This is a genomic window from Gemmatimonas sp. (genome assembly GCF_046594945.1).
GTDB lineage: Bacteria > Gemmatimonadota > Gemmatimonadetes > Gemmatimonadales > Gemmatimonadaceae > Gemmatimonas.
In genome coordinates, this window is the sequence record NZ_JBKJRB010000102.1 from 77,453 (window position 1) to 99,158 (window position 21,706).

15 protein-coding genes and 2 tRNA genes are annotated in these 21,706 nt (G+C 65.7%); 11 read left to right on the forward strand and 6 right to left on the reverse strand.

Going from position 1 to position 21,706, the window contains the following annotated elements; genetic code table 11:
- The first annotated feature begins 5 nt into the window (after positions 1-5).
- Genes rsmI through ACLL97_RS12665 form a run of 8 tightly spaced genes read left to right on the forward strand, consistent with a single transcriptional unit; the run spans position 6 to position 12,678 of the window.
- Entirely contained in the window at positions 6-914 is a 909-nt protein-coding gene (gene rsmI, locus ACLL97_RS12630; protein ID WP_411280827.1) for a 16S rRNA (cytidine(1402)-2'-O)-methyltransferase, read from the forward strand.
- The gene (locus ACLL97_RS12635) at positions 914-1,645 is read left to right on the forward strand and encodes a DUF4159 domain-containing protein (RefSeq protein WP_411280828.1); all 732 of its coding nucleotides are present in this window, start codon (positions 914-916) and stop codon (positions 1,643-1,645) included. Before rsmI ends, ACLL97_RS12635 begins: the two co-directional genes overlap by 1 nt.
- Complete coding sequence (locus tag ACLL97_RS12640; protein ID WP_411280829.1) at positions 1,642-5,277, forward strand: hypothetical protein; 3,636 nt, start codon at positions 1,642-1,644, stop codon at positions 5,275-5,277. The genes ACLL97_RS12635 and ACLL97_RS12640 overlap by 4 nt, the downstream gene beginning before the upstream one ends.
- 19 nt (positions 5,278-5,296) lie before the next feature.
- A complete protein-coding gene (locus ACLL97_RS12645) occupies positions 5,297-7,057 on the forward strand; it encodes a tetratricopeptide repeat protein (RefSeq protein WP_411280830.1) in 1,761 nt (586 codons plus the stop codon).
- A gap of 23 nt (positions 7,058-7,080) precedes the next feature.
- On the forward strand, positions 7,081-8,376 hold the full coding sequence (locus tag ACLL97_RS12650; RefSeq protein ID WP_411280831.1) for an asparagine synthetase B: 1,296 nt from the start codon (positions 7,081-7,083) through the stop codon (positions 8,374-8,376).
- Positions 8,373-10,937 (forward strand): helicase C-terminal domain-containing protein, encoded by a 2,565-nt coding sequence (locus ACLL97_RS12655; RefSeq protein ID WP_411280832.1) that lies wholly within the window; start codon positions 8,373-8,375, stop codon positions 10,935-10,937. Before ACLL97_RS12650 ends, ACLL97_RS12655 begins: the two co-directional genes overlap by 4 nt.
- A gap of 50 nt (positions 10,938-10,987) precedes the next feature.
- Entirely contained in the window at positions 10,988-11,602 is a 615-nt protein-coding gene (locus tag ACLL97_RS12660) for a fumarylacetoacetate hydrolase family protein (protein ID WP_411280833.1), read from the forward strand.
- Positions 11,603-11,628: 26 nt separating this feature from the next.
- Positions 11,629-12,678 (forward strand): hypothetical protein, encoded by a 1,050-nt coding sequence (locus tag ACLL97_RS12665; protein ID WP_411280834.1) that lies wholly within the window; start codon positions 11,629-11,631, stop codon positions 12,676-12,678.
- A gap of 5 nt (positions 12,679-12,683) precedes the next feature.
- Here the strand turns inward: ACLL97_RS12665 and gltX are convergent, their stop codons facing one another.
- Both gltX and ACLL97_RS12675 read right to left on the reverse strand, forming a co-directional pair.
- A complete protein-coding gene (gene gltX / locus ACLL97_RS12670; RefSeq protein WP_411280835.1) occupies positions 12,684-14,129 on the reverse strand; it encodes a glutamate--tRNA ligase in 1,446 nt (481 codons plus the stop codon).
- A gap of 109 nt (positions 14,130-14,238) precedes the next feature.
- A tRNA-Ser gene (locus ACLL97_RS12675) sits at positions 14,239-14,328 on the reverse strand.
- Between the two features lie 223 nt (positions 14,329-14,551).
- On the opposite strand from ACLL97_RS12675, the gene dps reads away from it, so the two are divergent.
- Positions 14,552-15,064, forward strand: coding sequence for a DNA starvation/stationary phase protection protein Dps (gene dps, locus ACLL97_RS12680; protein WP_411280836.1), 513 nt, complete (start codon positions 14,552-14,554; stop codon positions 15,062-15,064).
- 6 nt (positions 15,065-15,070) lie between these two features.
- Here the strand turns inward: dps and ACLL97_RS12685 are convergent, their stop codons facing one another.
- The gene (locus ACLL97_RS12685; protein WP_411280837.1) at positions 15,071-16,819 is read right to left on the reverse strand and encodes a M28 family metallopeptidase; all 1,749 of its coding nucleotides are present in this window, start codon (positions 16,817-16,819) and stop codon (positions 15,071-15,073) included.
- 99 nt (positions 16,820-16,918) lie between these two features.
- On the reverse strand, positions 16,919-17,995 hold the full coding sequence (locus tag ACLL97_RS12690) for a WD40/YVTN/BNR-like repeat-containing protein (protein ID WP_411280838.1): 1,077 nt from the start codon (positions 17,993-17,995) through the stop codon (positions 16,919-16,921).
- Between the two features lie 212 nt (positions 17,996-18,207).
- On the opposite strand from ACLL97_RS12690, the gene ACLL97_RS12695 reads away from it, so the two are divergent.
- Positions 18,208-19,392, forward strand: a complete 1,185-nt coding sequence (locus ACLL97_RS12695) for an Ig domain-containing protein (RefSeq protein ID WP_411280839.1) — start codon at positions 18,208-18,210, stop codon at positions 19,390-19,392.
- Between the two features lie 68 nt (positions 19,393-19,460).
- On the opposite strand, the gene ACLL97_RS12700 is transcribed toward ACLL97_RS12695, so the two are convergent.
- A tRNA-Ser gene (locus ACLL97_RS12700) sits at positions 19,461-19,547 on the reverse strand.
- Between the two features lie 324 nt (positions 19,548-19,871).
- Between ACLL97_RS12700 and ACLL97_RS12705 the strand changes: the two genes are divergently transcribed.
- Positions 19,872-20,879, forward strand: coding sequence for a DUF1611 domain-containing protein (locus ACLL97_RS12705; RefSeq protein ID WP_411280840.1), 1,008 nt, complete (start codon positions 19,872-19,874; stop codon positions 20,877-20,879).
- 74 nt (positions 20,880-20,953) lie between these two features.
- Here the strand turns inward: ACLL97_RS12705 and ACLL97_RS12710 are convergent, their stop codons facing one another.
- A complete protein-coding gene (locus ACLL97_RS12710; RefSeq protein ID WP_411280841.1) occupies positions 20,954-21,697 on the reverse strand; it encodes a membrane integrity-associated transporter subunit PqiC in 744 nt (247 codons plus the stop codon).
- Positions 21,698-21,706 lie beyond the last annotated feature (9 nt).

Consider the following 21,706-nt stretch of genomic DNA (forward strand, 5'->3'; position numbering starts at 1 on the left):
CCGAGGTGGGCGACGCGCCCGGCTCGGCCGAATCGGAGGTCATCGCCTCCGATCTCGCCGACCGGGCGGCGACGCTCTGGCCGTCCGCGGCCATCCCCGGGGCGTTGCATATCGTCAGCACGCCGATCGGGAATCTGGGAGACATCTCGCTGCGCGCCCTCGCCGTGCTCAAGGAAGCCTCGGTGATCTGCTGTGAGGACACCCGGCATGCGAGAACGCTGCTCAGCCGATACGGCATCGGCACACCGACGATCGCGGTCCACGAGCACAACGAAGCCAGCGTCCTACCGCGGCTCGTGGCCCGACTGCTCGAGGGGGCAGCGATCGCCTTGATCAGTGATGCCGGCACCCCATTGGTCTCCGATCCAGGGGCCCGACTGGCTCAAGCCGCTGCTGCCGCCGGGGTGCGTGTCGTGCCGATTCCAGGCGCGTCTGCTGTGCTGGCCGCGCTCGTGGCCTCCGGCATGGTGCCGCACCCATTTACGATGCTCGGATTTCCGCCGCGGAAGGGGAAGGAGCGGGAGGAGCAGCTGGCGCTCGCCGCTCGACTACCCCATGCCGTGGTGCTGTATGAATCACCCAACCGTCTCGTCGACACGTTGCGTGATCTGGCTCTCATTGCCGGAACCACCCGCCCCGTGGCGGTGGCCCGGGAGCTGACCAAGCATTTTGAAGAGGTCAAACGCGGAACGCTTGAGGAGGTGGCCGCGTATTACGAGGGCACGCCACCGCGCGGGGAAATCGTGATCGTTCTGGGTGGCGCGTCGGTCGACGCCCCGAGTGAAGACGGACTTCAGGCCGTGGCCGTAGCACTGCGCGAGGAAGGGTTCCGCCCTCGCGAAATTGTCCAGCGTCTCATGGACGAACATGGTGCCAGCCGCAATCTCGCCTACCGACTCGCTCACGATACCTGATGCGGCTTCTTGCCTGCCGTTCCCTCCGCTACGTCCTGCTTGCCGCCGTTGCCGGTGTGTCGCTGGCGCTCGCGCCGCGCGCCGTGACGACTGCAGACGTGACCATCAATGCGCTTCGTGGTCCGGGTCGTTTGGCGATCGCCCGCGTGCAGTACGAAGGCGGCGGTGACTGGTATGCCAATCCATCCAGTCTGCCCAACCTGATCCGCGCGATCGCCGAGCGCACCGCGCTGCCGATCGAGCGCACCGAGGCGAAGGTCACGTTCACCGATTCGTCGCTCTTCGACTTTCCGTTCCTGCACATCACCGGACACGGCGAGATGAAACTCAGCGAGATCGAAGTGAAGCGACTCCGTGAGTATCTCACGCGCGGTGGATTCCTGCATGTGGACGACAACTACGGGCTCGACGACAGTTTCCGTCGCGAAATCAAACGGGTGTTTCCCGATCGACCGCTGGGGGATGTGCCGTACAGCCACCCGATTTACCATCTCGTGTACAACTTCGAGAATGGGCCGCCCAAGGTGCACGAGCACGACGGCACGCCGGCGAAGGGCATGGGCATTTTCATCGGCAACCGACTCGCCGTGTACTACACCTACTCCGCCGACCTCGGCAACGGATGGGAAGACGTCGGCACGTATCCCGATCCGCCGCTGCTCCACGAACAGGCCATCCGCATGGGCGTGAATCTGTTCACGTACGCGGTCACGAGCCGAGTGACACCATGACTGCCCCTGCGCTGCAAACCACGGCGATCGTCGCCGACACACTCGAGGCGCGACTCGCCCGCGAACAGTCCACGTTGCGGGCCCGCTCGATGGCCGCGGTGGTGCTGGCCGTGATCGGTGTGATCGCGTTGGCCTTGGTCGCCAGTGCGTGGCTGATGGCCGACGGTCGGTGGATGACATTGCCGCGCGCCGTGCCGCTCGCGATGTGGGTCGGTGCACTGGCCGCCGCCGCCGGTCTCGTGTGGCGGCTGCGTCAACGCAACGCCGACGTGCTTTCGCTCACCTCACTCGCTGCGGCGATCGAACGCGAGCAGGCGTTGCGCGCGGGCTCGCTGCGCGGTGCGCTGGAGGTGTCGGGTGCCGGTGCGCTCGGCGAGCGCGCCTCGCAGGATGTCGCTCGTCGGTTGGCGCCGGGCGCCCTCGCGCCCCAGGTGGGACAGCGGCTCGGGCGCGCCGTTACGTTTGCCGGAATTGCCGCCGCGATCACGGTGGGCGCGTTGTCCTGGTCGGCGCGTCGCGCACCCGATGGCTTCGCGGCCACCGTACATCCTGTGCGCGCCTGGCGTGGTACGCTGCTGCCGGCGCTCAGTTTCGACGATCTCCCGACGCTCGTGCCGCGAGGTATGCCGGTGTCGTTGCGCGTGCGGGCCGACGGACGCAACAGCGTTACCATCTCGCGACGTGCTGAAGGCGAAGCGTGGCGTGACACCACACTGGCGGTGCGCGCCGATGGCCTGGCTACGCTGGCCCTCGGTGCCGCCTCGGCGCCGATCGCCGTGCGCGTGAACGACGGACGGGCACCCGAACTGAACGGCATCATCACGGTGGCCGATCGTGGGTGGATCGGTGACGTCGCGCTGTTCGCCGACTATCCGTCGTATCTGGGGCGCACCGATGAGGCGATGGAGCCAGTGCCGCCACTCCGCGTACCGCGCGGCACTCGCGTGCGCGTAACCGCGATGCTGCGTGGCGGTGCGCGGGATGCGCGGCTGACCGATGGTCGTGATACGGTGCGTTTCCCGGCGTCAGAAAACGGCGCGGCGGTGTCGGCGATTCTGGCGCTCGACCGCGATGGCAGCTGGAGCTGGATCGCGTCGGCAACGCCGCGCGCCGATGCCGCGACACTGCCGCCGGAACTACCCGATGCTCTCGCCTTCACGGTGGTGCCGGACAAGGCGCCGGACGTTTCGATCGTGTCGCCGGTATCGGATACGGCGATTGGTCCGACCGGTATCGTGCCGGTCTATGTAGACGTCAGCGATGATCATGGCGTGAGCAACGTGTCGCTCCAGGTGTGGCGGGAGAGCGCGGGAGCAACCGGCGTGATCACGCGGGAGCGCATCGATGTCGCATCGCCGGCGTCGCCGCTGTTCGAAGGCGGTGCGTCGATTACGCTGGACGGACGCAAGCTCGAACCGGGCGATCGTTTGCATGTAACCGCCATTGCTACCGACGATTCGCCGTGGCGTCAGTCCACGGTTAGCGCGGAAGTCTTGCTGCGCGTGCCAAGTCTCACCGAACAGCGCGCCCTGGCGCGCGCTTTGGCCGACTCGCTGGCATCGCGGGCACAGCAACTGGCACAGCAGGAAAAGCGGCTGCAGCAGAACACCGATAATGCCGCCCGGAATCGCGATTTGAAGGGTGGTGGCAAGTCGGAGGAGGCGCAGGCGAACGGCAATGCGAAGAGCGACGGCGGCAAGAGCCAGTCGATGAGCTTCTCGGCGGCCGAAAAGGCGAAGCAGCTCGCTCGGGATCAGCAGCAGCTGGGCGCCAAGGTGGACGCGTTGCGGCAGAATGCGAAGGAACTCGAATCGCGCTTGAAGAACGCGAACGCGCTCGACACCGCGCTGGCGTCGCGCATGAAGGACATTCAGAAACTGCTACGCGATGCGATGACGCCCGAGATGCAGAAACAGCTCGAGGAGCTCAGCAAAAATTCCGATCGCCTCAGCGGAACGGACGCGCAGAAGTCGATGCAGCAGTTGGGCGAGCAGCAGAAGCAAATGCGCGAGCAGCTGGAGAAAAGCGCCGAGATGTTGAAGCGCGCGGCGCTCGAAGGCGCGATGCAGACGTTGCGCGACGACGCGAAAGACTTGGCGAAGGAGCAGACGCAGGCGGCCGACCGCATGGATGGGCGTCAGAGCGAGAGCCGCCAGAGTGAACGGGCGGCGTCCAGTCCGAAGGACTTGTCGGATCGTGCCCGTGAGCTCGAGCGTGAAGTGCAGGCGCTGGCCAAGCGTCTTGAAGATGCGGGCGCGAAACCAGGCGCTTCGAAAACGCGCGCGGCGCAGCCGTTGGTGAATCAGGCCGCCAACGAAATGCAGAAGGCGGCGCAGAAAGCCGCGCAGACTCAGGCCGGTGAGCCGAAGTCGGGCGAATCCGGTGAATCCAAGCCAGGCGAGAAGGACCCGAATGCCGCGGGCAAGGAGCCTGGTCGAGACGGCGCCGCGGGCCAGAAACAGCCGGGCAATCAGGGCGAACAGAAGGCAGGCGCCGAGAAGTCGAGCGCGCAGCCGAACGGGCAGCAGGGTCAACAGGGCACGCCGCAGCCCGGTCAGCAAGGACAAAACCAGTCTGGTGGTAAGCCGCAGGCGGGGCAAGAGGGGGCTAATCCGGGCGATCAGGCCCGGAAGGCCGCCGACGCCATGGACAAGGCCGCACAGCAGTTGTCGGCGGCGCGCGATGCGCAGGTCGACGCGTGGAAGACCGAGCTATCGAGCGAGCTCGATCAGTCGATCAACGAAACGATGCAGCTCGCGCGTCAGCAGGCGGAGCTCGAGCAGAAGGCCCGTAGCCAGGGCGCCCAAGGGATGCAGGGCGAACAGAGCGCACTGCAGCAAGGTGTGCAGCAGGCGGCCGAACGGCTCGAGAAGGCCGGCCGGAGTTCGTCGCTGTTGTCGCAGCGTTCACAAAAGGCGATGGGCGAAGCGCAGCGACGCGTAGAACAGGCCACCCAGCAAATGCAGCAATCGGGACAGCCCGGCGGAAGCGAGCAGGCGCAGAACGCGATGAAGGATGCCAGCGAGGCGCTCAATCAGGCGCTCTCGTCGCTGGTGCGCGATCGCGAGAAGATGAACGGCGCGCAATCGGCATCAGGCTTCACCGAAATGATGGAGCAGCTCAAGCAGCTCGCGCAGCAGCAGGGTCAGCTGAACGGTCAGATGCAGGGGCTCAATATGTTGCCCGGCGGTGCCAAGGGTGATGCGGCGCGGCAGCAGTCGCGCGTGTTGGCCAAGCAGCAGCGTGACGTTGCGCGCTCCTTGAACGACGTGTCGGACGCCGATCAAACCGGGCGCACCGATGCGTTGGCCAAGGAGGCGCAGACACTCGCGCAGCAGATCGAACGCAACGGCATCGATCCCGCGGTGGCGGCGCGTCAGCAACAGCTGTACCGCCGACTGCTCGACGCCGGTCGCTTCCTGGAGCAGGACGAGCGCGACGATCAGGGACCGCGCGAAGCGAAGGCCGCCAACGGCAACGGTGCATCGGGGCGCGTCGATGGGGCACAGTCGGGTAAGGCGGCGAACAAGTTCGCACCACCCACCTGGAATGAACTGCGCGGCCTCGGCCCCGATGAGCGGCGCATCGTGATCGAGTATTTCCGCCGGCTCAATGGCACGACGCCGCCGTAAGATGATCGGAATGCCGACGATGTCACGTTGTCTTTTGGTGGCGCTGGCGCTCTCGACGCTCTCGGCGGCACCGGCCGCGGTGGCGCGGGCGCAGGGCGGGGCCCGACCGGCGGCTACGCGTGTCGATAGCGCTGACGCGCTGGGCACCGCGCTCGACGCGGAAGACAAAGGCGACATGAAGAAGGCGGCCCTCGCCTATCGCCAGGTGCTGCAGCGCGCGCTCATTCCGGGTAATTCGGACGGCGACAAGGTGGCGCTGTCATTGCTGGGACTCGAGCGCGTGTGGGCCGAGTTGGGCATGCGTGATTCCATCATCCCCGTGGTGCAACGCGTCGTGCAGCTGCGTCCCACCGATCCCGTGGCGCGCAGCATTCAGTTGCGCGCGCTGGTCGGCATCGGGCGTGACGACGAAGCGCGTATCGCATTTACGTCTTGGCGTCGCGCGGCCGGCAACGACGGTGCACCGTTCCGCGAGTATGCGCGGTTGCTGCTGCAACAGGGGCGGGCGCAGGCCGCCGACTCCGTGCTCGGTGAAGCGGGACGCCTGCTGGGCACTGGCGGTGCGCTTTCCGGCGAAGTGGCACAGCTGCACGTGGCGCTTGCACGATGGAACGCGGCTGCCGTGGCGTTCCGCGACGCGCTGCGCGACGAGCCATATCTCGAAACGGCGGCCATGTTCGCGCTCAATCGCGCACCGGCGCCGGCGCGCGACTCCATTCGCACCGTGTTGCTCGCCGACCCCGCGCTGTTGGCGCCGCGTCGCTTGCTGTCCGCGCTCGAGTTGGCGTGGGGCGAGCCCCGGCGCGCGTGGTTCGCGTTGTCGTCGGTGAAGGCCGATGATTCGACCTCCGCCGCGTGGCGCGCCTTCGGGGAACGGGCCGAACTCGCGCAGTCGTGGCTCGTGGCGCGCGATGCGTGGAGTGCGGTATTCGAGAAGCGCGGAGATCTCGAAGCGCAGCAGCGGGCCGCACAGGCCGCACTCAATGCTGGCGATGCGAACGGCGCGTTGCGGCTCGCGAAAGGCAGAGGGCCGGGCACGGACGTGGTACGCGCCCGCGCGCTGCTGCCCATCGAAATCGCGGCCCTTGGTGAGCTCGGTCGTGCCCCTGAGGCGCAGCAACGCATCGACGCCTCGGGTAAGCTGCTCGACGAAACGGCCCGAACGGCGATGGCGCGCCCGTTGGTGAGCGCGTATCTGCGGGCGGGCGATCTCGCGCGCGCCAAGGAAGCGGTGAAGGGCACGGACCTCGAAGACGATGACGAGACGGCTGGCTGGCTGGCGCTGTACGACGGCGATCTGGCCACGGCCCGCAAGCGCTTGGTACGTGCCGCGACTCAACGCGGTGAACTGGTCGACGCCCTGGGTATTCTCGCCCGCACGCGAGTCGATCGATCGCCCGGACTCGGTGCGGCGTTTCTCGCCCTGGCGCGTCGCGATTCCGCCGGCGCCGCCGCGCGCTTCATTTTGCTATCCGATTCCGTTGGACCGGCGGCACCGGCGCTGCTCTCCTTGGCCGCGCGCTTGTCGCCGCGCGCCGAAGCAATGACGCTGTGGGATCGCATCATCGCGACCTGGCCCAAGAGTCCCGAGGCGGCGGAGGCGCTGCTGGCCTCGGCGCGCGCATTGCTCGCTTCCGGCGATAAAGCCGGAGCCACCACCCGTTTCGAAACGCTGTTGGTGGACTATCCCACCAGCGCGCTGGCACCACAGGCGCGTCGTGAACTCGAACGGATGAAAGGGCAGGTGCCGCCGGCCGTGTCCTCGTTCGACACTCGATGAGCTCCCGCGGGTACATTTCCTCCATGCGCTCGTTCGTTCGACTAGCTCGCTGGAGCCGCGTGATGGCGGCCCTGCTCGTAACCATGGTGTCGCTCACCATGGCGCGCTCGCTTTCGGCCCAGTCCATGCTGTTGCCGATGGACGACAGTCAGCGCAATCACCTGAAGGCCTACGGCGTCACGTACCTTGCGCTGAAGAACGGTCAGAAGGCGGAGTGGTTGCTGAACTATCGCGGCGGTTCGTTCCTGTTGCCCGACGCGCCCGATCTGCGTCGTCGCGCGGCGCTTGACGGCGTGAGCATCGAGTTGATGACCGATGCGGCCGTCGCCTCCATGCGCGCCGAAGTCGCCGGCGGCAACATGGACGCCGTCGTGCTGGAGCGGGCGCCGAAGATCGCGATTTACCGTCCCGTGGATCAGCCACCCTGGGACGACGCCGTGACGCTCGCCCTCACCTACGCCGGCATCGAGTTCACGTCGGTATGGGACGATGCCGTGATGCAGGGCGATTTGTCGAAGTACGACTGGGTGCACCTACACCACGAAGACTTCACGGGCCAGTTCAACAAGCTTTACCTCGCCTATCGTGACGCGCCCTGGTTCGTCGCGCAGCGCGAGCGCGACATCGCGATGGCCAAGCGGTTCGGGAAGGCCGATGTGCCTGCGCTCAAGAAGGCGGTGGCCGACAACATCCGGGGGTTCGTCGATCGCGGCGGCTTTCTGTTCGCCATGTGTGGCGCTACCGAATCACTCGATCTCGCCATTGCGGCGTTCACCGTCGACATCGCCGGACCGTTCTCCGACGGCACGCCGCCGGCCCCCGACGCCGACGCGCGCATGGACTGGACGCGCGCCCTCGCCTTCACCGGCGCGCATGTGGAGCCGTCGCCGTACATCAATGCGCTCAGTGACATCGACGGTCATCAGGTGAACGTGCCCGCGCGTCGGCAGCCGTTGGGTACCTTCACGTTGTTCGACTTTTCGGCAAAGCTGGATCCAGTGGCCACGATGCTCGTGCAGAATCACCGCTCGGTGGTGGCTGATTTCTACGGCGTGACCACGAGCTTCAATCGCGCCATCGTGAAGCCCGGTGTCACCGTGCTCGCCAGCGAAGACGGCGCACCGTGGAGCAAGTATCTGCACGGTGACCACGGCAAGGGTGCGTGGACCTTTCTTGGCGGTCATGATCCCGAAGACGCGCAGCATGCCATCGGCAGTGCGCCCACGGATCTCTCGCTGCACCCGAACTCACCCGGCTACCGTCTCATCCTGAACAACGTCCTGTTCCCCGCTGCAAAGAAGAAGCCGCGAAAGACGTGACCGGTAAGCGCGTGATGAGGGCCGGCGCGAAGACGATCGGGGAGACGCGTCTGTCCCCGAAGGCCGCGAGCGCCGTACGGGTGGCCATCAAACTGGCCGGCGGCAACGAAGTGTGTTTCGTGTGCGCGGTCGACGACGAAAACCTGATCACGACGGCACGCGTGGTTTTCCGCGGCGACGTGCGCAGCGTACTCGCACTTCCCGGTGTGGCCGAGCGCGGTGAGCTCATGCTGCACAATCATCCATCGGGGTTGCTCGAACCCAGCGACGCCGACCTTGAAGTGGCGGCGCGCATTCACGGGAATGGCGTCGGTTTCGCGATCGTCGACAACGAGGCCACGCGAGTGTACGTGGTGGCTGAGGTGCCGCGATCCAAGCAGAAGTTGCCGGTATCGCTTGACGATGTCGACGTCACCCTGGGGCCGTACGGCCTGATTGCGCAGATGATGCAGCGAGTAGGCGGGTCGCGCGACTACGAAGACCGGCCGAGTCAGCGGGCGATGGCGGCAGCGGTAACCGAGACGTTCAACCGTGGCGGCGTGGCGCTGCTCGAGGCCGGCACCGGCGTCGGCAAGTCACTCGGCTATCTCGTGCCCGCGCTGCGCTGGGCGGCGGCGAACGGTGAACGCACGATCGTATCGACCAACACGATTACGCTGCAGGAGCAGCTCGTTGCCAAGGACCTCCCGTTTTTGCAACACGCTCTCACCGATCAAAAGGTGCGCTTTGCGCTGTTGAAAGGCTGGCGCAATTATCTGTGTCTCATGCGTCTCGAACAGGCGCGCGGGGCGGGGGCGGCGCTGTTCGACGCCGCCAGCGCCGGCGATGTGGAGCAGATCGCCGAATGGGCGGAGAAAACGCAGGACGGCTCGTTGGCCGACTTGCCCACGCCGCCGCGTCCGGAGGTGTGGGATGAGGTGGCGGCCGAGCCGGATCTGTGTGGACGCATGAAGTGCACGTTCTACGAGAAGTGCTTTCTGTTCAAAGCGCGCAAAGAAGCGGCGGCGGCCGATGTGGTGGTGGTGAATCATCATCTGCTGCTGTCGGATGTCGCCGTGCGACGTCAGGCGCAGAATTGGGAAGATTCGGCGGTGCTCCCGGCCTACAAGCGGCTGGTGATCGACGAAGGACACCATCTCGAGGATGCGGCCGCGTCGCATTTGGGCAGCTCGATTACGCGACGGGCACTGGCTCGTTTGTTCAACCGACTCGAGCGGCGCGGCAAAGGCCTGTTACCCGCGCTCGCCGCCCGTTTGGGCGGATTCAGTGATCTCCATAGCGTGGCCAGTCTCGATCTCGTGCAACAGCGTATGGTGTCGAGCGCCGCGACCGCCCGTGACCGCACGCAGCTGTTGTTCGAATTGCTGTCGGCCGTGCTCGAGGGGACCGGTGCGCCCATTCTGCGTCTCACCGACGAGTTTCAGCAGCATCCACTCTGGATCAACGGCATTGAAGACACCCTGGCCGAGCTGCTGATGGAGATCGCGGCATTATCGGACGGACTGCGCTTGGTCACGGAACGGTTGGAGAGCGATCAGAAGCGCAGTGAAGAGATGGCGCCGCTGCTGAACGAAGTGCGGGCCGTGACGCGACGGTTGGCGGGCGCCGGCGATTCGTTGTCACGTGGACTGCAGCCGCCCAAGGACAAAGATCCCGTGGTGCGCTGGATGGAGTTTCAGGGGAAGCCAACGACCACCGAGCGCAACGTGGCGGTGCACTGCGTGCCGCTCGATCTGGCGCCGGTACTGCGTGACGATCTGTTCGGGCGTGTAGAGACCACGGTGATCACCAGTGCTACGCTGGCCACCGACGGCGGCTTCGGTTTCCTCGAGCAACGACTCGGTCTCGACGACGGGACGTTTACGAAGCGTTCGGCCATCTTCGATTCGCCGTTCAACTATCCGCGTCAAGCGTTGCTGGTGGTACCGACCGATTTGCCCGCGCCCAACGAGCATCCGCGGGAACATTTCGCGGCGGTGGTGCAGCACATGCGCGACCTGATCGTGGAAAGTGAAGGCGGACTGTTTGGGTTGTTTACCAGTCATCGCGACGTGCGCGAGATGGCGCAGCAGTTACGCGATGTGGGGCTGGACGGCCGCACGCCGCTCTTGGTGCACGGCGAAGAGCCGCGTGATGTCTTGCTGCAACGTTTTCGCGATTCCGGTCGTGCCGTGCTGCTGGGTACGGCCACGTTCTGGGAAGGGGTGGACGTACCCGGCGACGCGCTCCGCGGCCTGTTGATCGCGAAGCTGCCGTTTCGCGTCCCTACCGAGCCCATGGTGGCAGCCCAGTGCGAAGCGATCGAAGCGCGCGGTGGCAACGCGTTCGTGGAATTCATGCTGCCGCACGCGTCGCTGCGACTGAAGCAAGGCTTCGGTCGCCTGATCCGTACGGCCACCGATTCCGGCGTAGTCGTCCTCAGCGATCCACGCGTCGTCACCAAGCGCTACGGACGCGATCTGCTCAATGCGCTGCCGCCCGCGAGACGCCTGACCGGGCCGTGGGGTACGGTCCGGGATGAAGTGTCACGGTTCTATGCGGGCGGTCGGGCGAAGGGGTAGGTTCAGAGAGGCACCACTCCCGCTCCACGACTCAGGACTTACGAGCTCATATGTCAACTCCGTCAAAGATCGTTTGCGTCGGCCGCAATTACGTCGCGCACGCCCTTGAAATGGGCAACGACGTGCCGAAAGAGCCGATGTTCTTTCTCAAGCCGCCGTCGTCGATCATCCGCGATGGCGACGCCATCGTCTTGCATCCGATTTCGACGCACATCGAGTTCGAGGGAGAGATCGCGCTGGTGATCGGCAAGCGGCTCACCAAGGCCACTGAAGAAGAGGCCATTGCCGGCATTGCTGGCGTGGTGGCGCTCAATGACGTGACGGCGCGCGATCTCCAGCGCAGCGACAGTCAGTGGTCTCGGGCCAAGGGGATGGACACCTTCTGCCCGATCGGCCCGGAAAGCGCGGCGCCGGCCGACCTGTCGGGCATCACGCTGATCACGCGAGTCAACGGCGAAGAGTGCCAGCGGGCCACCGCGGCCGATATGGTGTTCCCGATCCCGATGGTGATTTCGTTTATCTCGCAGTTCATGACGCTCGAGCCTGGCGATATCGTGGCCACGGGGACCCCGGCGGGGACGAAAGCCCTGCACCCTGGTGATGTGGTCGAGGTGGAGCTCGTGGGGCTCAGCATCGTGTCGAATCCGGTTGTCGCCGGCACCTGAGCCGGATTTTAGGGTATCTTTTTTCTATGTCCGCGACTCCTCCCTCCCGCGATCGCCAGAGTTCTCTTGGCGATGGGCCGCTGGTTCTGCCGGCGGGGGGAGGGTTGACGCCGGATTCCACCCGAAAGCGCGCTGGGCTCAGCCCTCGTGCGCGTTCCGGTGGCGCGGTGCGCGAGAAGCAACGTGCCTCGCGTGCCGTACTCGCTGCCGTCGGTTTCCACGTGGTGGTTGGCGTAGTGTTGGTGCAGATGCTCACCTTCGGTCACGGCATTCCCTCGTGGCTGCGATTCGGTTCGCCTGAGCAACCCCTCGAAGAGCGGCTCACGTACGTCGCGCCGCGCCAGCAGCCCAAGCCGGTGGCGCAGGTCAAGCCGACCACTCCGACCACGACCACCACGACCACCACGCAACAGCCGGTGTCCGCACCGGTCGTGTCGGTCCCGCAAATGGTACCCGCGGCGTCGGCGCCGCGCGATACGGGCAGTGGCGCGGCAGTGGGCCAGGGCGACGGCAGTGGAATCGGAAACGGAGATCCCAACGTGCGCGGCGTACGCCCCGGGTATTTCGATGGTCGTGTGTGGCGTGATCCCGTGGTCGTCGGGAATGCCGGGGGCGGCGGCGGTGGCGATCGCGCCGACAATCTCGACAGCATCATGGGCTTCATGCTGACGCAGGCGGCCGACTCGCTCGACTCGCTGAATCGAGCGCAGGGTCGCACGGGCCGCAAGCCCGGCGACTGGACCAAGACCGGCAAGAACGGTGACAAGTGGGGCTGGGATCAGCAGGGCATTCGCTTGGGCAAAGTCATGATCCCGAATGCGTTGCTGGCGTTGCTGCCGCTCAATGCGGCGACCGCCGGCCGCATGAGCGGCAATATGTCGCAGATGGACGCCGACCGCCGCTTGGCGGCGTCGCGCACCGATATCATGCGCATGTCCGAGCGCGGCCTTGGCGACGCGGACTTTCGAAGGATCGCCAACGACCTGCGCGATCGTCGAGAGACTGAACGGCGCAGTCGCTTGAAGGCCCCGAGTGCCTCGGTGGCCGCGCCGTTGAAGAGCGGCGGCGACCGGTAGGGCTTTTACGCGTCCTGCGTCAAGAACGCCACCGCCGCCGCCACCCGAGCCAGCGAATGCTCGCGCCCCACATACAGCAGCACTTCAAAAATGCCCGGGCTCACGGTCTTGCCGGTGAGCGCCACGCGCAGCGGCTGAAAGATCTTGCCGCCCGAAATCCCCTTCTCCTCGGCCAGCTTGCGCAGCGCCTCTTCCATGGCCGCCGGCTCCCACGACTCGAGTAACGCGAGTCGATCGTGCGTGGCCTGCAGGATGTCGCCGGTCACCGGGGCATCTCGCCACTGCTTGCCGATCGCCTCGGGGTCGTACTCCACCGTTTCGCCGAAGAAGGTGGTGGCCAGTTGCACGATCTCGTCGGTGAGCCGCGCGCGCACCCGCAGGAGCTCCAGCACACCGTAAAACCACTCGCGACGCACCTCGAGATCGGACACGGTGGCCAGTCCCGCCTGCTCGAACAACGGCGCCACGATTTGCGCCAGCTCGGCGATCGGAATCAGCGCCAAGTGCTGTCCGTTCATCCACTCCAGTTTCTTCGTATCGAAGATGGCCGCTTTCGCGTGCAGTCCATGCACGCTGAACCGCTCGATCAGCTCGGGCATCAGCATCACTTCGGTGTCGTCACCCGGCGACCAGCCGACGAGCGCGAGAAAGTTGAGCATCGCCTGCGGCAGGAAACCGAGGTGCTGATAGTCGCTCACGGCCGTCGCGCCATGACGCTTCGACAGCTTTTTGCCGTCGGCGCCGTGAATCATCGGTACGTGTCCGAACTGCGGTACGTCGGCGCCGAGTGCGCGGTATAACAAGATCTGTTTCGGCGTATTCGAGATGTGATCGTCACCGCGCATGACGAGCGTGATGCGCATCGCGATATCGTCGGACACTACCGCCATGTTGTATACCGGCGTGCCGTCCGAACGGAGGATGATGAAATCCTCGATGTCTTTGTTGGGGAACGCGATCCGCTCATGCACGAGATCGGGCCACTCGGTGTGCCCGTCGGGCACCTTGAAACGGATCGCGTAGGGCTCGTGGCGGGCCAGCTTTTCGGCGACCTCGGAGTCGCTCAACCGGGCGGTGTCGCGATCGAATCGGTACGAATCGCCACGGGCCTCGGCCTCGTTGCGTAGCCGCTCCGTTTCCGACGGCGGCGTGAAGTCGCGATAGGCCGCGCCGCTACCGAGCAGGCGGTGGGCGTCGGCGTAGTGCCGCGCCGCATTGGCCCCCTGGTACACGACCTCTTCGTCCCAGGTGAGGCCAAGCCACTCGAGCCCCTCGAAAATCGCGCGGGTGCTTTCGTCGGTGCTGCGAGCGCGATCCGTGTCTTCGATACGCAACAGAAAATCGCCGTCGAACTTCTTCGCGTAGAGCCAGTTGAAGAGGGCTGTACGCGCGCCGCCGACATGAAGAAAGCCGGTCGGTGACGGAGCGAAACGCACACGTGGGCGTTTCACGATAGACTCAGACGACGACATAGGCGCAGCAGACCGAAGAATCGGGAACGCAACAGGATCGGGCATAAAAACAACGCGGGCCCGCCGACAAAGCAGCGGACCCGCGCAGCGGAGAGGGCGGGATTCGAACCCGCGATAGAGGTTGACCCCCTATGCCGGTTTAGCAAACCGGTGCCTTCAGCCTCTCGGCCACCCCTCCCAAGCTTGCCGACGGTGCCCGAGGGCAGCGGTGCAGGCCAGTTGTACTACAGACCAGCAATCTGACCCGGAGACGCCCCGGGGTCAACCGGTTGCGCTGCTGGCAGACTGTTCGGGCCGTCTCGGCAGAGGAATCGGCGACCCCCGTGGGCGCGATCTTTGCACCATGTCTCGCATCACAACGTCCGATGTCGTCCCGTTTCCTGCCCATTCTGGAGTGCGACGTGTCAAAAAAGTCCGAACTCAGCACGCAGTTCCATACGCGCATCGACCTCCCGGCGGAGACCCGTCTTGCCATGGCCGTTCTGCTCAACGAGCGCCTCGCCGACTTCCTCGATCTGGAGCGTCAGGCCAAGCAGGCGCATTGGAATATCCGTGGCGCTCGCTTTCAGCAGTTGCACGAACTCTTCGACGCAACGGCCACCCTGGCTGTGGGTTGGTCAGATCAACTCGCCGAGCGCGCGGGGCAACTTGGGGTGGCGGCCGAGGGAACGCTGGAGGTCATCGCCAAGCGGAGTCGCCTGGCCAAGGCGCCGCTCACCGTCGACCGCGCCGACCAATGGGTTCATGTGGTGGCGGAAGCGCTTGCGTCGTGCGCCAACGCCGCGCGCGCGAACATCGACGCCGCGGACGATGCCGATGATGCGATCACGACCGATCTGCTCACCCGCATTACGGGCGAGACGGACAAGCAGCTCTGGTTCGTGGAGTCGCACCTCGAACCAGAGCCCAAGTAGCGCGCGTTACTTTCCGGCGGCTTTCAGCACCGAGTCCCGCTTCGCTTTGAACTCGGTGCCGGGCTTCCAAGTCGGCCAGACGCTGCCGTTGGCCACGCGATAGCCGACCTGGAGGAGCACCTGCGTGTCTTCCACCGCGCCGGAGAGATCCCAGTCGGGCTTCACTTCGTCACTGGGCTGGTGATAGTCACGCGACGTGTACTCCTCGCGCTTCTTCATGCCATACGTGGCGTCCTTACCCACGAATTGCACACCGGATTCGGTGTAGAGCGCCGGAACGCCCTGCTTGGCAAACTCGAAATGATCCGAACGGTAGAAGAAGCCCTTCTCCGGTTCCTGATCGGGCGCCACCATGCGGCCGGCCGGACGGATCACGTCGGCTAGCACATCATCGAGCGTGCTGTTGCCCAGACCGATCACCGTCACGTCCTTGGTGCGGCCCCACTGGCTGAAGCCGTCCATGTTGATGTTGGCGAGCACGTTGGCCAGTGGCACCGGTGGGTTCGCGGCGAAGAATTTTGCGCCGATCAGCCCTTTCTCCTCAGCGGTGAGGGCGACGAACATGATGGATCGCGTCGGCTTGATGGGGAGTGCGCTGAATCCCTTCGCGATCTCCAGCAACTGCGCCGTGCCACTCGCGTTATCCAGCGCGCCGTTGAAGATCTGATCGCCGTTGATGGTGGTGTCGCGACCGAGGTGATCCCAGTGCGCGCTGTAGATGACGTACTCGTTCTGGCGAGCCGCGTCGCTGCCTTCGAGGGTGGCGACCACGTTGCGGGACTCCACGCGGCGCGTGGTGTTGCTGATGTGAATCTTCGCGGTGGCGCCGAGGGGCACCGGCCTGAAGTCTTGGCGTTTCGCGGCGGCCTTGAGCGATGCGAAATCCTTTCCGACCGCCTTCAACAGTTCTTCTGCTTTCGGCTGCGTGATCCAGCCTTCCACCGTCGTGCGTCCTCGGTTGCCATCTGCGGTGGCGATGTCGAATTGCTCGAGGGCCGCGCTGCCACTCAGGACGTCGAACGGATAGCCTGCGGGTCCGGTCTCGTGAATAATGAGCGCACCAGCAGCTCCCTTCGCGGTCGCGATCTCGTACTTGTAGGTCCATCGACCGTAGTACGTCATCGCTTTCCCCTTGAACATCATGCTGTCGAGCTTCGTGCTGTCATTGGGATCAGCCACGGCCGGATCGTTCACCAGCATCACCAGCACTTTGCCCTTCACGTCCACGCTTTTGTAGTCGTTCCATCCATACTCGGGTGCATCAACGCCGTAGCCCACGAACACCATCTCGGCGTCGACGTCGATCACCGGCACTTCATGTCGCGTGCGGGCGATGTAGTCGGCGGGGAACGACAGGGGCATCACGCGTGAGCCGAGGCGAAACGACGCCTCGGGTTTGCCGGTGATGCCGGCGAACGTCGCTTTCTGCACGAAGGAGCCGTCGGGCATGCCGCCCTTGAGTCCCATCGCGGAGAACTGCCGTTGGAGATAAGCGACGGTTTTCTCTTCGCCCGGCGTGGCCGGTGCCCGGCCTTCGAGCGAATCGTCGCTGAGGGCCTTGGTGTGGGCCATGAGACCATCGGCGGTGATGGCCGCGAGGGCAGGGGCCAACGCCATGTCGCCCCCGGTGGTGCTTTCCGAGGCCGGCGGCTTGTCGCCGGGGCGGCAGGCCGCGAGTGATGCGGTCAGTACCAGGGCGATCGCGCGCGCGGAACGTGCAGGGCGGCCGTGCCGCCGAAGCCATGAAGTGTCCATCGGCCTATCATGGCTTCCGCGGCCGAGACCGTCCAGTCGAGCGCGAACAGTCGCGTGCGACCACTCGCGTGCGACCACTCGAGCGAGACGTGTCGCCCGCTACCAGTCGAGCCGCGTGATCGTGCCGCCGCCGCCCACGATCCAGGCGCTCGTGCCGACCGCACTCACGCCGGTGGTCAGTGCGGTCGTGAGTGTGCGCCAGGTGCGCGCGGCGTCACTCGTGATAAATGCGCCACCGTAGCTGGTGACCACGGCCGTCTCGCCGCCAGCGCCCGGAACCCAGGCCACACCCACCAGCGCGCCAGGCAGCGGCGGACGTGTGCGGAGCTCCCAGGTGCGACCGGCGTCGGTGGTGATGCCGACCACGGCGCTGGAGGAGTCGGTGCGCAGGCGGTTGATATCAGCGGCCACCACGAGGCCGGTCTGGCCGTCTTTGAAGGCGAGCCCGGTGAGCCCGGCCACGGTGCCGCGCGTGAACGGCGTGTTCTCGACATCCCACGTGCGTCCGCCATCACGACTTCGCAGCAGCCGCGCGCCCGGCGAGCCGGTGGCGATGAACACGGTGCGCGCATCCCCATGCACAACACACAAACCGCTGGCGGCGAACGCGCCTTCGCTGGGTAGTGGACCCGGCACCACCGACGGCGCCAGGAGTCGCCACGACACGCCGTCGTTCTCAGTGTGCAGAATATTCGTTCGTCCGCCCGACGCATCGCTGAACGCCACGCCGGTGCGGCCACCGCCGGTGCGGCCTGATCCACTGCCGAAGGACATGCAATCGTAGAACGCGGCGGTGTCCGGGTTCATGAATTGCAGCGTCCATGATGCGCCACCGTTGGTGGTGCGATAGATCCGCGACTTGGCGCCGTTGCCGGCGGACAGGATCCACGCGGTGTCGGCATCGATGGCGTGAACATCGCGAAATTCCAGCGAGTCGCCACTGGCGGTGGGACGCGCCTCCCAGTTATCGCCGCCGTTTATCGAGCGCAGGACCACGCCACCATGCCCCGAGGCCCACACCACGCGCTCGGAGACGGCGTGCACCGCTTGTAACAGGTTGGACGTTCCGCTGGTCTGCTCGGAAATTCGTACCGCCGGAGCCAACGTCGGGGTTGGCGCGGCGGTCTGGGCGCTCACCGGGGAGACGATCACGGTAACGGCGACGGCGACGGCCACGCTGCCTGCGGTCAGCGAACCCAACCGCAAGAGCGATAATCGAGACGAATGACGGGGACGACTGCCGAGATTTGCCATATCCAAGAAGCTACCCTCGCAATCGTGGGCCGAAATCCCTAGCGAAAGTCGTGGATCACTGATTCTCTTCTTAGGGTGTTGCAGATCACCGGGATCGGGTCGATTCCGCGCCGTGCTCCTCCAGCCTTCTCACCATGCCTCAGCTTCGCTCACTTCGTCGCGGAATCTTCGCGACCCGCCTGCTTCTCGGCGCCACGCTCCTCGTGGGCGGAATGACCGCCTGTACCGACGACGACGATGCGGTCACGGCGCCGGTCATCAACACCAACACCGTTGTCGTCACGCCGCGGGTGTCGAGCCTCCGCGTCGGACAGACGCAGCAGCTTGCGGCCACGTTGGTCGACAAGGCTGGCGCCACCGTTTCGGCAGGCGCCGTGACGTGGAAGTCGTCCGAGCCGACAATCGCCACGGTGTCGTCCGCGGGCCTCGTGACTATGCTGACGACGGGGAGCACGGCCATTCAGGCCACGATCAACGGCGTGACCGGTCTCGCGTCGTTTCAGGGCGTCGCCGCCGTGGCATCGATCAGCGTAACGCCGTTCTCACGCAATCTGCGTGTGGCCGAGTCGCTGGGGCTGTCGTACACGCTGCGCGATGCCTCGGGCAACGCGCTCTTGGCGCGCCCGGTCACGTTCACGTCGTCGGCACCAACGGTGGCCACCGTGTCGGCCGACGGTGTCGTGACGGGAATCGCGGCGGGGAGCACCACGATCACGGTGACCAGCGAGACGCGCACCGCGACCTACAATCTCACGGTTGAAATCGTGCTCCCGGTCAACACGGTCACCGTCGGGCCGCTCAATGCGACGGTTGCCATCGGTGGCACGCAGCAGCTCACGGCGACCACGCGCGATGCGAACAACGCGGTCGTCACCGGCCGTACGGTGACGTGGTCCACGCTGTCGGCCGCCTCGGTCGGCACTGTCTCAGCGACGGGCCTTGTGAGTGTGTTGACGGCTGGCTCGGTGGTGGTGAACGCGACCAGCGAAGGCAAGGTCGGCACGGTCGTGATCAACCCGCTGTTGCCTGGCACGCCGCTGACAATTACCGGTGCCCTCAACAGCACGTTGAACTGGTTCTTCGAAGTGCCCGCAGGTACGACCAGCGTGGTCGTGGCCACCACGGGCGCGGGCACACAGGATCCTGACCTGTTCGTGTACCGTCCGGGAGCGACCACGGCGGCCTGCGCGTCCGAGCTTGGTGGTCCGAACGAAACGTGCACCATCACGACCACGCTCACGCCTGGTCTCTGGCGCGCGTCGGTGATCGGCTACACCGCGTACTCGGCGGTGACGCTGCGCGCGACGATCGCGCCGTAAGCGTTACTTCGAACAGCAGACGCCCGCGATCGGTCTACCGATCGCGGGCGTCTGCTGTAAAGTGTACACGGCGTAGGTGAGATTCGAACTCACGGAACCCTTTCAGGTTCGGCGGTTTTCAAGACCGCTGCCTTAAACCACTCGGCCACCACGCCTTCACGTCGGGCGACGTGTTCGCTATCGACGTCACAGAAGAAAATGGCGAGAGCCTCGCGCGGGCAAGCCCTGATTCGCACCGGATGCGCCAAATGCGTCCCAAACGCCCACGCCCCGTTTGCAGCCACGTACGCCGACGTGTGCCTCCATGTCTGTCCAGCGGCAATACGGGGCGCTGGCGGGCACCAGCGACCAGCGGTGGGCCCGCTTCGCGGCGGCGTCCACCGCGCTGGCGCTCGTTGCAAGATCGATCGCTTCTGGCGAATCTTCGCGCTCACGGCGCCTGTGCCCGCGTAGCCGATCTCCCTCACACCGCGCCCGCCATGCCCGAGCTCCGCAAGCCGTATCTCCTGTATCTGGGAAACAGCACACATCCCACCGATGCCAAGACCGCGTGCGGTCTCCGCGACTGGTGCCCCAACGATGTGATCGGCGAATGGAGTCTGCCGGAAGCCACGGTAAGCGTTGGACTCACGCGCCTCTCGCCAGCCGACGCCGCCGCGCGTGGCGCCGGCAGTCTGGTTATCGGCATTGCGTCAGTGGGCGGACGGGTACCCGACAGCTGGCTCCCCGATCTCGAAGCGGCCGTCGCCAATGGTCTCGACATCGTGAGCGGGATGCACACGCGCCTCACCTCATTCCCATCGTTGGTGGCCGCGGCGCAGCATTACGGTGTGCGCTTGATGGACGTGCGGCACACTGACGCCACGTTTCCCGCCGGCACCGGCGACAAGCGCGCCGGCATGCGCGTGGCCACCGTCGGTACCGACTGCGCGCTCGGCAAGAAGTACACGGCCCTTTCGCTCACCAACGCCCTGCGGGCTCGTGGCGCCAAGGCGACGTTCCGCGCCACCGGACAGACGGGGATCATGATTGCGGGAAGTGGTATCGCGATCGATGCGGTCGTGGCGGACTTCATCGCCGGCGCGGCCGAGGTCTTGTCACCGGACAACGAGCCCGATCACTGGGATGTGATCGAAGGGCAGGGCTCGTTGTTTCATCCAGCCTACGCCGGCGTCACGTTGGGTTTGCTGCACGGCTCGCAGCCCGATTGTCTGGTGCTCTGTCACGACCCGTCGCGGCTCACGATCGAGTACCGCCCGACGCATCCGATTCCGCCGCTGGCTGACGCCGTCGCTCAGTATCTCACGGCAGCGCGCGTGACGAACACACAGGTGCGACTGGCCGGTGTGAGCATCAACTCGTCGACGCTCTCCGAGGAGGCCTGGCACGAGTACGCGCAGCGCGTGTGTACCGAACTTGGCGTGCCGGTGTGCGATCCCTTGCGTGGCGGGCTCGATGCGATCGCGCTGTCGGTGTTGGGGAAGTGAGGACTCAACCTCTCTCGTTCCCCCTTTTTCTCTTTTGCTCGGTGTGATCTGTTCTGCAGGCCCTTCCCCCGCGCCTACCGTGACCCGCCCGCTGTAGAATCCGTCGCGACACACGCCGACGGCGGCGTCGAATCATTCGGGAATTGCGCCACGCACGCGCTGATATCCCGAGCCACGTGCAGCAGCGCGGCATCGAGCCCGCGCACGAGGCCAGTGTAGTCACCAACGCGCCACAATTCGCGGCGATCGTCGGTACTGCCACGCCACAGCACGCGCCCGTCGACCGGACGGATGATGTCCCAGCCCGCGATCACATGCACCCGACCCTCGGTCGCTGCCGAATCGGCGACGCCCTCGAAGCGCGTCACGTGCAGCTGTACCAGAAAGTTGTGCCGAGAAGTCGGTTGCCACGGTGCAACATCCACCGCGCGCACCGGAGGCGATCCCGCGAGAAAGGCCGCCACTACGCGATTGATGCCTTCGCCGACATCCTCGCCCCAGCGATGAAATTCCGACGTCACCAGTTCACTCGTCCCACGCCGAACGATGAGATACTGAACGGAGAGATACGACGCGAGGTCCATTCGCCGAAGTCCGACGGTGAGTGTTGCGCGCGCGGCTGGAGACGTGACACCGCCGGCCGGCGCCATGGCCGGTGCTCCGGCCATGGCGCCGGGCCGCGCGGTCGCGCTCAGCACGTACTGCCGTAAGGGGGGCGACTCGCGCGACAGCTTGAAGCATCCGCCGAGCAGGAGGGCGCCGAGCAGGAACGCGACGAGCGGGAATGCCAGTCGCGATGTCTGGATACTGCTTCGCATGATCATCTC